This is a genomic window from Spirochaetota bacterium, from assembly GCA_017999915.1.
Classification (GTDB): Bacteria; Spirochaetota; UBA4802; order UBA4802; family UBA5550; genus RBG-16-49-21.
The window spans coordinates 75,946-90,124 of sequence record JAGNKX010000002.1 but is presented as its reverse complement, the minus strand read 5'-3'; the positions used below and the strand labels follow the sequence as shown (position 1 = coordinate 90,124).

Genomic DNA, 14,179 nt, shown 5'->3' with positions numbered 1-14,179 from the left:
GCCAGCCAGATCACCATTACATTGCCGGACGCGTCGACCCTCAGGGCCGACAGCGGCGAGTCTGCCCACAGCATTCTCGGGAAGATCAGCCCCGGCCTCCAACGCGCGGCCCTGGCCGCGGTCATTGACGGCGTTCCCGCTGACCTTTCCCGGGCCGTGGAACGCGACGCCGCCCTGAAGGCTATCACCTTCGATTCCCCCGAGGGAAAGGATGTGTTCTGGCACTCGGCGTCCCACCTGATGGCCCAGGCGGTGAAGCGCCTCTTCCCGGACGCTAAATTCGCCATCGGACCCGCCATCGAGACCGGGTTTTACTATGACATCGACATGGGAGCCGCCCTCGCGCCTGAAGACCTCTCCCGTATCGAGGAAGAAATGAAGAAGATAGCCGCCGAGGACCTGGAGATACGCCGCGAGGATATCAAGCGGACCGACGCCATGAAGCTCTTTTCCGACGCCGGCGAGACCTATAAAGTGGAAATGATCGGCGATCTGAAAGACGACACCGTGTCCATATACCGCCAGGGTGAATTTGTCGACTTCTGCCGCGGTCCCCACGTTCCCCGCACGTCGTACATCAAGGCGGTGAAGCTTCTCTCCATAGCCGGCGCCTACTGGCGCGGCAGCGAGAAGAACAAGATGCTCCAGCGCATCTACGGGATAGCCTTCCCCGATAAAAAGCAGCTGGCCGCGCACCTGGAGTTCCTGGAGGAGGCCAAGCGCCGCGACCACCGCCGCCTCGGAAAGGAGCTCAATCTCTACTCCATCCATGATGAGACCGGCGCGGGCCTCGTGCTCTGGCACCCCAAGGGCGCGTGCCTTAAGAACATCATAGAAGATTTCTGGCGCAAGGAGCACTTCAAGAACGGCTATGACCTGGTGGCGACACCCCATATCGGGAAATCGCAGCTCTGGGAGACCAGCGGCCACCTCGGGTTCTACACCGAGAACATGTATTCGTCCATGGACATCGACGGTCAGCCATATTACGTCAAGCCGATGAACTGCCCCTTCCATATAATGATCTACATGAACAAGGGCTGGTCCTACCGGGAGCTTCCCCTCCGGTGGGCCGAGCTGGGCACCGTGTACCGCTATGAGCGGAGCGGCGTGCTCCACGGCCTCCTCAGGGTGCGCGGCTTCACGCAGGACGACGCGCACCTTTTCGTACGCCCGGACCAGATGCCCGACGAGATAGACCGCGTTCTCGAGTTCTGCATCTACATGCTGCGCTCCTTCGGGTTCGAGGATTTCAAGGTCTACCTGGCGACCCGCCCGGCCGAAAAGTCAGTCGGCGAGGAGTCGATGTGGCAGGAGGCGATCAAGGCCCTGGAGGCGTCGGTGAAGCGCGCCGGCATCGAGTACGAGGTCGACGAGGGCGGCGGCGCCTTTTACGGCCCGAAGATCGACATCAAGATCAAGGACATCCTTGCCCGCGAATGGCAGTGTTCCACCATACAGTTCGATTTCAACCTTCCCGAGCGGTTCGACCTGACCTATGTCGATTCCGACGGCAAGAAGCACCGTCCCTACATGATACACCGGGCGCTCCTGGGCTCCCTTGAGCGCTTTATCGGCGTCCTGGTCGAGCACTACGGCGGGAAGTTCCCGGTATGGCTCGCCCCGGTGCAGGTGATGCTCATCAACGTCTCCGACGATGAGGCGGAGGCGGTCGACAAGCTGCGCCTACGCATGGTTGAGCTGGGACTCCGGCCCGAGATCGACCGCCGCGACGAGACCATGGGCTACCGGGTGCGGGACGCCATCTCCCAGAAGGTCCCCTATATCGGCGTCATCGGCAAGAAGGAGGTGGCGGAAAACACGATCTCCGTACGGAAGCTGGGTGAGAACAAATCCGTTACCATGAAGGTCGATGACTTGATCAATCTTATTAGCGAGGATGTGAATAGTAAAAGGCAGTAAACGTGGTATAATTATAAAACCTGACAGCACTTACTCAATCCCCTCTGTCATAAAAGGGATCAACCCTCACCCCGCCCCCGGCGTGCCCTCTCCCACAGCGAGAGGGCTTCGATTTAAGATGTTTTCGGGGGCCTCCACCTCTCCCCGTGGGAGAGGGGGACCGAGGGGGTGAGGTATAATCTCATATCAAACGCTCCCTCCGTGGGGCGGGATGATTAAAAATTGTAAAATTTTGAAAAACTAGTTGATTTTGACAAATAGTGTAGCAATTTTGTAAAATTCTTAAATATTATACACTGAAGAGGGCGCTCGACAGGGCGCCGCACATTATACTAATAACCAGGGGGGTGCGCAGCGCTTGATAGACAAAGGAAGGCGATCCAGCTTAGATAAGTTCGATAAGTATAACGTCAATGAGGATATAAAAACACAGGAGGTGCGGCTTGTCGGGGAGGAGGGAGAACCCAAGGTGATTCCCACCGCCGATGCGCTCCGGATGGCGCGGGAGAGGGAGCTTGATCTCGTGGAGATATCCCCGAACCAGAATCCGCCGGTCGTGAAGATCATTGACTACAGCAAGTTCAAGTTCGAACAGATGAAGAAGGCCAAAGAGGCCAAGAAAAAGCAGAAAGTCATCCATGTTAAAGAGATAAAAATGCGGCCGAATATAGATTCCCATGACTTTGAGCACAAGATCAAGCACGCGAGGGAATTCCTGGACGGCGGTGATAAAGTGAAATTCACCCTTATGTTCCGGGGCCGGGAGATGGTCCATCCCGAGCTCGGCTTCGAGGTCATGAATAAGGTAAAGGCCCAGATCGAGGATTTCGTCCAGATTGAAAAGGACATGTCCCAGGAAGGAAGAAATATAACGATGATCGTTTCCGCCAAAGTCAGCGGGGGCAAAGCGAAATAATAAACGCACAAGGGGTAGCAAGATGCCAAAGGTGAAATCAAACAGCGGAGCCAAGAAAAGGTTCCGCGTTACAAAAAACGGAAAGGTCGTTCGCGCGAAGGGCTTTAAAAGCCACCTGCTGGAGAGCAAGTCGTCGAAGCGTAAGCGTCAGCTCCGCGGGACAACGGTGACGAGTGAGGCCGAGACCAAGCGGGTCAAGAGGATGATTCCGTACAAATAGGTCCGCTGTTATGAAGGCGGGCCCCGGGGAAGCGCCGCGTCCCAATCCGCGGCGCCTGTCATGCCCCGCTTCGGGCCCCGAAACGACGACATATATTTAACACGATACGAGGGAGAGTACCACCATGCCGAGAGCAACAACTGGTAGAGTGCATCGCAAGCGAGCAAAAAAAATATTAAAAGCCACCAAGGGATTCATAGGCGCCCGGAGCACCATTTTTCGGACCGCCAAGGACGCGCGGAGACGGGCCCTGCAGAATTCCTACATCGACCGCAAGAAGAAGAAGCGTGACTTCAGGGCGCTCTGGATCGTGCGGATAGCCGCGGCCGCCAAGATGTGCGGCATTTCGTACAGCAAGTTCATCGCCGGCCTGAAATCGTCCAACATCGAGATCAACCGCAAGATGCTGGCGGACCTGGCGGCGAAGGACATGAACGCCTTCCAGAAAATAGTGGACAAGGTAAAAGAAACGGCCGCTTAGCCAGAGCGGCTCATCCTGCAATGATAGGTGTGAAACAGAAGATTAGCGCTATCGGTATAGCGCTATTTCTGTTTCTGGCCGCGGCGGCGGAAAGGACCGCGGCCCTTCCCCTCACAGAGACGATCTACATGGTGCCCGAATACGCGGTGGAACTGTCGCTGAAGGACGAGGTGTGCCAGACCGACCGTTACTCCAGAAGGGACTCGGTGAGCCTGGGCTTCGGCGCGACCGACGATTTCTCGCTCTGGATCAGGTTCGACTACCTGAGCCAGCGCGCCTTCAAGGCTACGAAGTCGGACCTGGGCGACCTGTTCTTCAAGGGCAAGCTCTTCATCGGCGATTACGCCCGGAACCAGGTCCACATCGGTTTCCTGATAAGCCTACGGTTTCCCCTCGCCAAGAACGCCTACAACAACACCGGGTGGCGCAACCTTGCCCTGGGCAAGTACGAGCTGAAGATGGGACCATTCTTCCGCTTCGATGTGCTGGATGTCTTTTTCATACACCTGAACATGTTCTACACCTTCAGGGAATCCAACGGGGAGGACTTCTGGGGGGGCTTCTACCTGGATATTACAAAGAAGGAAACGTGGCAGAAGGTCTTCGGTCTCAATCCCAGGGCAAAGAAAACATTCCTGAGCGTTGACAGGATAAAGAACGATTATTTATCCTTTTCCATGGCTTGGAATACAAATTATTTTTATCCCTTTGTTCCTTATGTCGAGTTTTACGGATCGTTTCGGGTCAGCAAGGACCGCTTCGAAGCGGCCGATGTGCCCATAGAGGCGGCTAAGTATAACACTTTTTTGATGAGCGCCGGTCTTCGCTATTTTATCCTCGAGGCCCTCTACCTGGGCGCCTATACAGTGCAGAACCCGCTCCGGTCATCGCAGAAGAACTATATACAGGCTATTTACGGCCTGGAACTGAGTTTGCAGATATAATAGTGCATGCCTTATTATACCCTCACCCCCCAGGCCCCCTCTCCCATTAAGAATGAAGAAAGGAGAGGGGGGGGGGCTCTGGATCAATTTTGCATTACGGGAACCCTCTCTTTTTTCAAAAAATAAATGGGAGAGGCTCCCGACAGGACGTCGCAGTGCCGAGTGCGGCCAGGACGGCCGAAAAGCGCTCGACGTGCGCGGAGCGCGGGTGAGGGGTTGAAACGAATTGTTTTGATTTGCAACCAAACAATTCCTACAGAATGTCTTCATTTCTTCCTACAACCTTATTAGAATACCGCCTACGGCCCTGTAGTGGGCGCCCTCAAAATAAGTCTTGACTTAATGAATAATTATTATTATTAATTAAGTGCTATTATATAATTTTAGGCTAATAAACAGCGGATAGTATTAATGCCGGAAGTCGGATAAGCCGAAAATAAAATTACAGTGATTCACTTCCTTGCGACCGTCACGCGCAGGGTAACGGAGGTAACCCATGATTTCCATGCAGCAACTCGAAGAGCTTGAAAGCCGTGTTGTTAAGGCCCTGCAGCTGATAGGCGATTTAAGGACTGAGAATTCGAAACTCGAGAACGAGAATGAAGAGATCAAGAGCGAACTGGAAGAAGCCAAGCTGACTCTTGAGGAAAAGGAACAGGAAGTCGAAAAGATCCGGAAGGAGCTCGACGAAGCGACCCGTGAGCTCGCCGAACTGAACGCCAAGGAAGAAGTGCTGGAGAAAAAGGTCATCGGCCTTCTGGGGAAACTGGACACCCTTGCGCCGGGCGGCTCCATACCTGCCGGCGAAAAGATCGAAAAGAAAACCTTTGCAGCGCCCAGGCCGTCTCCGGTCAGCGCGCCTCCCAGGAAAGAAGCAAAGACCGCGGTCGCCGACGAGGATACCATAATCCTTGACGAATCGATAGACGATTACAAGGAAGAGGAAGTTAAGGTCGAGACCGTGAAAAAGTCCGAGACCGTCACTATAGACGACGATGAAGACATCATCATAATCGATGAAGAGGGCGACCTGGGCAAGAAGGGGAGCGACGGCGTCGCCCTGGAAACCGTCCATGAGAAGGACGACGATATCATCCTCCTGGACGAGAAGGACGAGGAGATCATCATCGAGGACGTCGATCACGACTCCATCATCATCGACGAAGATGACCGCTCCGCCAAGAACAAGGACAAGAATAAGGCCAAGAACAAGGACGACGAGTTCCTGATCATTGAAGAGGACGACAAGTAAGCCCTGACGAGGTGTGCCGTGGAAGGAAACAGCGTAAAAGTAACCATATTCGGCCAGACCTATACCATAAACGGGGAGGCCCCGCGCGAATATATCAACCAGATCGCCGAATACCTGGACGGCAAGATGGATGAGGTTCGCGTCAATTGCGCCATCACCAATCCGACCCATGTGGCGATCCTGGCTGCCCTGAACGTCGCCGACGAGTACTTCCAGCTGAAAAACACGAAAACGGGGATCGACAGCGAGGTGGAGCGGCGCGCCCTGGCCCTCATATCGATGCTTGACGAGGGCCTTATCGGCGATGTCTTTTCACGCGCCGCCCCGGCCGCGAAAAATTAATATAAACCCTTCCAGCCCGCGCCTCGGGAAATCTTCGGCCCGGTTCCAATCCGTGTTTCATACAACATATCGAGATATTGGCCTGTTGCAAAACTGTGATTTCGACGAATCCCGGCGCGCCGCGGATTAATTTACACTTTTACCCTATCCCGAGGTATACTAAATAAGCCGATGCAGGATGTTAAGGGGTTTACCGACGAGGAACTGGTGCGAATGTATAAAAGCGGAAACGATGCGGCTTTCAGCGAGCTTTACGGGCGGTACGAGCAGAAGCTGAAGCGCCTTATTTACCACTATGTTCCCAATGTCGAAGAGGCGAACGACGTACTCCAGGACGCCGTCATCCGGGTGTTCCGGCACATCGAATCATTTGACGTGAACAAATCCTTCTCCTCCTGGATCTACCAGATCACGATCAACTGCAGCAAGAATTACATCGGCAAAAGCGTGCGGGAGACCCATCTGCTGGAACAGGAGCGGTACAGGATTGCCGACGACCAGGGGAGGCGGGGTTCGCCCGAAGACATCTGCATCAGGGAAAACGACCTGGCGGAATTCAACCGTGCCGTTGAAAGCCTCAAGGAGAAGTTCAGGGCCGTTTTCATTTTGAGGCACGACCATAAGATGAAATACTCCGATATCGCCGGGATCATGAATTGTTCCGAGCGGACGGCGAAATGGAGGATGGAAAAGGCCCTGGAGAAGATAGCGCAGTACCTGTCCGAGAAGGGAATTATTTAAACGGAGTGCATAGTGACGAAACCGGAACATGACATGGAGCGGGCGATGGAATCCCTTCGGACGAAGAGGCGCTACAGGAATATCGATCATGCGAAGCTGGCCCGCCTGGCGGAACGCGCCGAGTTGAACGCGCCGGAGGCGTGGCTGAATTCTCCCTCCGACCCGGTCGCGCTTCTGACACGGATCAGGGACCTGCCGCGGCGCGGGCGATCAGCCCCGTTCGGGATCCCGAAAAAAGCCTGGTGGGCCCTGGTGCCTGCCGTGGCTGCAGCCGCCATTATAATTCTTTTTATCACGGGCGCCATCGATTTCATGCGCGGCGGCCGCGCCGGCGCCGCCGGGATCGTCTCGGGCGACGTCATGGTGCGGCGCGGCGGCATCGACCGGACGCTGAGGGCCGGGAATCAGATCCTTCGCGGCGACGTTATCATCACCGGCGCGGCCTCGTCGGCCGACATACGGTTCGGGGGCCTGGTGCGGATGAGGGTCCTCGGCGGGAGCCGCATCGCCCTTCGCGCGATGGACCTCGACGGCGGCGCCAGGGCCTTCGACGCCATGGTGTCGAAGGGTGGCTGCGTCCTTGACGTAGCCAGGCTTGCTTCCGGTGAGACGGTTTCATTGCATACGCCGGGGAGCGTTGCCACCGTGCGGGGTACCAGGTTCGGCGTGAGGATCGGGAAAGCGGGGGATGTCCGGTATGAAGTCTTCGAAGGAACGGTGCGCGTGCGGAGGCGCCTGCCTGACGACGGCCCGGCGGACGCGAAGACGGCGAACATCCTCGACCGGTATTTCGAAAAGGGCGCCCTTGACGTGACCGGCGGCCAGGCCTGCGACATAGGAAATGACGCCGTTTCCCTCAGTGGCATCTCCGGAGTCCCTGAGAAGGACCTCATGGCGTCACTGGCGATGCCGCGGCTCGTCCGGGACGCGCCGGTAATGCGGGAAGACATGGATCGGATGGTAACATCCGTCACCGGCGCCGCGCCGTTACAGGGCGGCGGGAAGGAGGTCCCGCGGCGGAAGCAGGGGGCGCGCGAGGCCGTTCCGGAGGAGTCCGGCGTATTCCTCATGTATGTGCCGGGACCCGACTGCGTTCTCAGGATTGGCGGCGGCCGCCTGGTTTCGATCCGTTCCGACGAGGTTCTCTGGTCGGTGCCGCTGGAAGGGGCCATAAGCTCGCTCCCCGCTTATGAGGCGACGTCGCTCTATGTCCCCACCGCAGGGGGATCGGTGACGAAATTCGATCTTTTAAACGGCGCCAGAGTGTGGAAGGCGCGGGCGCCGGCCGTCAGGGGCGAATTCATCCGCCTGACCATGGACGGCAGCGGGCTCTACTGCGCTTCCTCCGGCGGGACATTGAGCAAAATCGACCGGGGCGGCGACGTGCAGTGGACCTCGCAGACCGGAGAATACATTTCGGCGAGACCCGTCATTACGGAGCAGCTGGCGTTCGTGTCTACACGGGCCGGCAGCCTGTACGGATTCGACCTGTTGAACGGGGCGAAGTCGGTGAGGGTCAGCGTCGGCGGCGGGATCGTGTCGATCACGGCCAGGAAGAGGAACATATTCATCGCGGCGGACACCGGCCGCCTCTCCTGCTATAACTTCGGCGAAGACAGGATCCTCTGGGAATACCAGCTCGATGATATTCCGCTGGGCGAGATGGTCCTTGAAGGCGATTCGTTGTATTGCTTCGGCAGAGGCGGGAGGATATACAGGATCGGCACCGGGGGCGAACTCATGTGGAGACGCGATATCGGGGTGCCCATTGCAAAGCGGCCCTCCGAGGACGGCTCCAGCTTCTATATCCCTGCCCCTGAAACGCTCTTTGTCGTTGATAAAAACAGCGGGTCTGTCACCTGGTCCCTCATGGTGCCGCAAATAACTTCGAATAACGTGACGGTATCCAGGGGGCATATCTACTTCGAGACCTGGGAAAAACGACTGTCCAGCCTTAAAAAGTAGCTCATTCCTGCAGGATGGCTTTACGGCATCCTATATCGGCGTATCTGCCCGGGTATCACCGTGTGTTTGAAAACCGGAGCCAAGCCCCGGGGTTGACAGAGTGTGCCAAACATTATGCGAAAAATGTCTCATTATGACGGGATGGGTATTTTATTTAAAAAAAATGCTTGAAAAGTAAGGCTTTTATTTTAAAGTAAATCGTTTAGCACTTTGTTGTTATGCTGTCCCGCTGGAAAGGGAATCAAGATGACATGAAGATGTATCGCCGTTTCCCGCGGCCTGTACCGGGATGAGCCTGGGGTTTTGCGGATGTATCCCGTAATGCCCTTCCCGATAGGATCCGACTGTGGAGCCTTTCGGGAAAGTGAAAAGACATATAAATAATTTCAGGACAACCTCTATGGATCTGAATGAACTGATAGACAAGCAGGAACGGCTGAAAGTCAAGATTTCCGGCGACGAGGAAGAAGAGCTTATCGCCGAGGGCTCCATTATCCAGCTCGTCAGCTTCGTCCTTGAAGACGTGGAATACGGGGTGGACATCCTCGCCGTTCATGAAATACTTCGCTTCCCGGAAATAACCCGCCTGCCGAACACGTCTGATTTTATCAAGGGAGTCATCAACCTCCGGGGCAACGTGATTCCCGTTGTCGACGTGCGCAAGAGGTTCGGATTTTCCCGGGCAAAGGTGACCGACCTGACCCGCATCATCGTCATTGAGACCAGCGACAAGCTCACGGGGCTGATGGTGGATAACGTGCACCAGGTCGTCCGTATTTCGCGGAACAATGTCGATCCTCCTTCCGAGCTGATAGAGGGAGTATCGGAAGAATACATATGGGGCATCGGCAGGCTGAAGGACCGGCTGATTGTCATATTGAACCTGTCGAACATCCTGTTCCTCGAGGAAGACAAGGTTCAGGAGTGACGGGGCGCCCTTCAGGCGGCACGGGCCGTGGCCATGATTTTCATGGTGCGTGAATATCCGGGGATGCCGCGGCGGTATCTCCGATCCCAGGCGGTAATCAGTACCGCCTGGTAATTGAAATCGTGGAGATCGATTATGGCTTTTTCTCTTGGCGAATACCAGGATATTTTTCTCGAAGAGGCTGATGAACAGCTCCAGGAATTGAATCAGAATCTCCTGGAACTGGAGAAAAATCCGGATAATCTTGAAATTATAAATAATATTTTCCGCGCCGCCCATTCACTGAAAAGCTCCGCCGCCTTCGTCGGCCTCAACGAGCTCAGCGACCTGGCCCACATGATGGAGAACCTTCTCCAGGGCATCAGGGACGGCAGCATGGGCATCACCTCCGAGATCATAGACATCATATTCAAATGCTTCGACGAAATCCGCAATGTCATCGACACCGTAGCGTCGGGCGAGAAGCCGGAGCAGGATCTGAAATGGCTCATCGACGACATCAAGGCCATCTGTGATAAATCCGTTAAGCCGAAGAAACCCGAGAAGAAGGCGGTCCCGGAGATCGTCACCGACGGCAAGACCAGTTACGAGGTGCCCAAGACAATCCTCGACGGGGAGATGCGGTCACGGATAAAGAGCGGCCTGGAATCCGGCCGGTCATGCTGCGAGGTGACCGTGTTCATCGACGACAAGGCCCAGATGAAATGGGTCAAGGCCCAGCTGGTCGTCAACAACCTGGGCAAGATGGGCGAGATCGTGACAACCTTCCCCTCCATGGAGGACATGGGCGACGACAGCGTCAACAATGTCGTCAAGATCGTTATCATCACGGAGCAGTCCAATGACGAAATACGCCGCGCCGCCAACCTGGACCTGATACACCGGATCGACATTCGCACCATCCGCCTCACCAGGAAGGACGACAAGATGGTGCTGAGTTTCAGCGAGAGCGAATCCTTTTACGGCGACCAGGGCGCAGAGGCGGAGGAGGGGAAAGCCGCGTCCGCCTCGGTTCCGGACTTGAAGGAATCCGCCGATGAAGAGGTGGAGGAAGCCGTTGATGAGGACGAGGACGAAGAGGAAGGCGCCGAGGCGGAGCATGCCGGCGTCAGGGGCGCCGATAAAGAGGGAAAGAAAAAGGTCGCGATGCTCAAGACCGTGAAGGTCTCCATCGACAAGCTGGACCTGCTGCTGAACAATGTCGGTGAGCTGGTCATAGCCAACTCGGGATTCTTCAAGCTTTACGAGGAGATGCGGAAGATCAGCGAGGAAAAATCGATCATCAACGAGTTCAAGAGCCGCATGGAACAGATGTCGCGCATCGCCAAGGACCTGCAGAGCGGCATCATGAAGACGAGGATGGTCCCCATCGGCCAGGTCTTTACCCGTTTTCGCCGCCTGGTGCGGGACCTTGCCAAGGAGTTCAACAAGGAGGTTGAGCTCACCATCAAGGGCGAGGACACCGAGCTCGACAAGAAAGTCATCGATTCCATCGGCGAGCCTCTCCTGCATCTCCTGCGCAACGCCGCCGACCACGGCATCGAGACGGTCGACGAGAGAAAGAGGCTGGGCAAATCTGAAATGGCCCACATCACCCTGAACGCCTACCAGAGCGGCAACCAGATCTTCGTCGACGTGAGCGACGACGGCCGCGGCCTCAATCTGGACCATATCAAGCGGAAAGCCGTCGCCATGGGCCTTGCAACGCCGGAGATGATCGCGGCCATGGACGATACTGACATATACAACTACATTTTCACGCCGGGCTTCTCGACGGCCGAGAAGATAACCGACATTTCCGGACGCGGCGTGGGCATGAATGTCGTGAAGGAGATCGTGAGCGAGTTGAACGGCTCGGTGTCCATCGAGACGGAGATGGGCATGGGGACGCGCTTCGTGCTTTCTTTTCCGATAACCCTGGCGATCATTCCCGCCATCATGGTGAAGGTCCGCAACGAGATGTACGCTATTCCGCTGACCGACGTCATCGAGACCATCAAGATATCGCAATCGGACATCACGACCATAGAGGGGCACGAGGTCATCAACCTCAGGGGCGAGATCCTCTCCCTGCTGCGCCTGTCGCGGTTCATCAACCTGGAAAGCGCCCTCGGCCCTGACGACAAGATGCCGGTCGTGGTCGTCGGTTTCGGCACCCGCAAGATCGGCCTCATCGTCGATTACCTCGAGGGCAAGCTGGAGATCGTCATCAAGTCCCTCGAGCAGAATTACAAGACCGTTGAAGGCCTGGCCGGGGCGTCGATCCTCGGCGATGGAAGCATATGCCTTATCCTTGATATCTCGTCGATGATAAACAAGGTTATCACCGAGCAGGACAAGATGACGCGATACGACCGCAAGCGCGTTATCGAGGCGGACGAGGCGGATATAGAAGAAGTGGAGGAGGAGGACCTGGTCAAGGCGAAGGAACCCGCCGGGAGGGCCGCCGTCCGGGAAGCCGCGCCGGCCGTTGAGCGCAAATCGGGCGCTATGCTCTTCACCGAGCCGAAGGCACCGGAAGCGCAGAAACCGGAGGCGCCGGTCGTCGAAGAGAAAAAGCCGGTGACGGCGGACAAGCCTTCATCCATCACCTCGGGGCCCGGGACCGATCGCCGCATTCACATGTTCGCCGAACAGCCCGCGCCCCCCGCCCGGGAGGAGTCCCCGGAGACCGACGCAAAGATCGGGCAGAGGGTCACCAGGGCCCTTGACGAGTTCAGGGATGAGCTGCGCGAAAGCATAAAGACGACGACCGGGACCGGGGCGCCCTCGGAACACATGGCCGAATCCATTTCGCTCACGCAGGACGAGCTGCGTGAATTCCAGCTCGTCGCGAACATCGGGGCGGCCAATGCGGCCGAGTCCCTTTCGAAGATACTGAACAAGCAGATCGACCTGTCGATCCCGGAAGTGTCGGTCATGCCCATCGAGCAGATCCCCAAGCATATCGGCGATGTCGACAGCGTTTACATGGGCATCATGATGCCCATACTGGGCGATACGCGCGGCACCGTGCTCTTCATATTCAAGGAAACCATCGGCTTCGAGGTGGTGGATCTCCTGTACGGCCTCGCCTCGAAAACGACCCATGAATTCAACGAGGACGGACAATCGGCGCTCCAGGAGCTGACCAACATCGTCGGGGCGGCGGTCATCAACGTAATTGCCGAGAAATCGAACCTGGTCATACGGGCGGGCCTGCCCACCATAGTGCACGACTATCTTCAGTCGGTCATTGATTCGATACTCGTTCTTCATAACATGCTGAGCGACTATGCGGTAATCATGGATACGGCGTTCTTTTTCGAGAATGACAAGATCATCGGGAACCTCCTTCTTCTTCCCGAGGCCGATTCACTTAAGATCATTGTTGAGCGCATGAGGACCAATGTCGGGTCAAATTAAGGTACTGGTAGTCGACGATTCAACTCTTGTACGGAAGATCGTAACCGACAGCCTTGAAAGCGATCCCATGATCAAGGTCATCGGGGCGGCGGACAACGGCGAAATGGCCGTCAAGCTGGCGAAGGAGTTGAACCCGGACGTCATCACCATGGACATCGAGATGCCCGTCATGGACGGGCTCACTGCCTTGAGGACCATAATAGCGACGAACCCGAAACCGGTCATCATGCTGAGCGTGTTCACCAAGCACGGGGCGGAGGAGACATTCAAGGCCCTGGAATACGGCGCCGTCGATTTCATTCCAAAGCCGTCATCGATGGTCTCCCTGTCGCTGAATGATATCAGCGAGCTGCTTCGCACGAAGGTCAAGTCGGTAAGCAAATCGAAGGTCGACAGCAAGGAGACGCCGGTCGATAAAAGACCGGCCGGAGCGCCGGCCGTCAGGGCGGACATAAAAGCGGCGGCTCCGATCCTGAAAAAAACAGCCAGTACCCGGATCGTCGGGATCGGCACATCGACGGGAGGGCCGGCGGCCCTCATACAGGTGTTTACGAACATCCCGCCCGATTTTCCCTCGTCGATCCTGGTGGTGCAGCACATGCCTGAAGGGTTCACCAAGGCCTTCGCCGAGCGGCTTGACCTGATGTCCCAGCTGAAGGTGAAAGAGGCCCAGGACATGGACCAGGTGCTGCCCGGGTGCGCCTTCGTGGCCCCAGGGAACAAGCATATAGCCCTGGAGGAGAAGAATAACAACCGCTATGTCAGGGTTTTCGACGGGGAAAAGGTGAGCGGACACCGGCCCTCCATTGACGTGCTATTCAATTCCCTGGCCGATACTGCCGGGAAGAACACGGTTGCCGTGATCATGACCGGGATGGGACGGGACGGAGCGGACGGGATCACCAGGATAAAGAAAACCGGCGGTAAAACAATAGCCCAGAACGAGGAAACATCCGTTGTGTATGGCATGAACCGGGTGGCGGTGGAAAAGGGCGGAATCGATGATGTTGTCCCTTTATCGGAAATTCCAAAAAAAATTGTTGAATATATTTAACACGGTAC

At 56.4% G+C, this 14,179-nt stretch carries 12 protein-coding genes; all 12 read left to right on the top strand.

Annotated elements, in window-relative coordinates:
• The first annotated feature begins 9 nt into the window (after positions 1-9).
• The 12 genes from thrS to KA369_04420 all read left to right on the top strand — a co-directional run bounded on the left by thrS (position 10) and on the right by KA369_04420 (position 14,171).
• On the top strand, positions 10-1,923 hold the full coding sequence (gene thrS / locus KA369_04475) for a threonine--tRNA ligase (protein MBP7735209.1): 1,914 nt from the start codon (positions 10-12) through the stop codon (positions 1,921-1,923).
• 361 nt (positions 1,924-2,284) lie between these two features.
• Entirely contained in the window at positions 2,285-2,839 is a 555-nt protein-coding gene (gene infC, locus KA369_04470) for a translation initiation factor IF-3 (protein ID MBP7735208.1), read from the top strand.
• A gap of 22 nt (positions 2,840-2,861) precedes the next feature.
• Entirely contained in the window at positions 2,862-3,059 is a 198-nt protein-coding gene (gene rpmI / locus KA369_04465; protein MBP7735207.1) for a 50S ribosomal protein L35, read from the top strand.
• A 124-nt stretch (positions 3,060-3,183) separates the two neighbouring features.
• Positions 3,184-3,540 (top strand): 50S ribosomal protein L20, encoded by a 357-nt coding sequence (gene rplT, locus KA369_04460; protein MBP7735206.1) that lies wholly within the window; start codon positions 3,184-3,186, stop codon positions 3,538-3,540.
• A gap of 29 nt (positions 3,541-3,569) precedes the next feature.
• A complete protein-coding gene (locus tag KA369_04455; GenBank protein MBP7735205.1) occupies positions 3,570-4,484 on the top strand; it encodes a hypothetical protein in 915 nt (304 codons plus the stop codon).
• Between the two features lie 496 nt (positions 4,485-4,980).
• Complete coding sequence (locus KA369_04450; GenBank protein MBP7735204.1) at positions 4,981-5,736, top strand: hypothetical protein; 756 nt, start codon at positions 4,981-4,983, stop codon at positions 5,734-5,736.
• A gap of 18 nt (positions 5,737-5,754) precedes the next feature.
• On the top strand, positions 5,755-6,078 hold the full coding sequence (locus KA369_04445; protein ID MBP7735203.1) for a cell division protein ZapA: 324 nt from the start codon (positions 5,755-5,757) through the stop codon (positions 6,076-6,078).
• Between the two features lie 171 nt (positions 6,079-6,249).
• On the top strand, positions 6,250-6,819 hold the full coding sequence (locus tag KA369_04440; protein MBP7735202.1) for an RNA polymerase sigma factor: 570 nt from the start codon (positions 6,250-6,252) through the stop codon (positions 6,817-6,819).
• Between the two features lie 12 nt (positions 6,820-6,831).
• Positions 6,832-8,784, top strand: coding sequence for a PQQ-binding-like beta-propeller repeat protein (locus KA369_04435; protein ID MBP7735201.1), 1,953 nt, complete (start codon positions 6,832-6,834; stop codon positions 8,782-8,784).
• Between the two features lie 400 nt (positions 8,785-9,184).
• Positions 9,185-9,712: a chemotaxis protein CheW gene (locus KA369_04430; GenBank protein ID MBP7735200.1), complete on the top strand. Its 528-nt coding sequence runs from the start codon at positions 9,185-9,187 to the stop codon at positions 9,710-9,712.
• Positions 9,713-9,847: 135 nt separating this feature from the next.
• Positions 9,848-13,117: a chemotaxis protein CheW gene (locus tag KA369_04425; protein MBP7735199.1), complete on the top strand. Its 3,270-nt coding sequence runs from the start codon at positions 9,848-9,850 to the stop codon at positions 13,115-13,117.
• Positions 13,101-14,171 (top strand): chemotaxis response regulator protein-glutamate methylesterase, encoded by a 1,071-nt coding sequence (locus KA369_04420; GenBank protein MBP7735198.1) that lies wholly within the window; start codon positions 13,101-13,103, stop codon positions 14,169-14,171. The genes KA369_04425 and KA369_04420 overlap by 17 nt, the downstream gene beginning before the upstream one ends.
• Positions 14,172-14,179 lie beyond the last annotated feature (8 nt).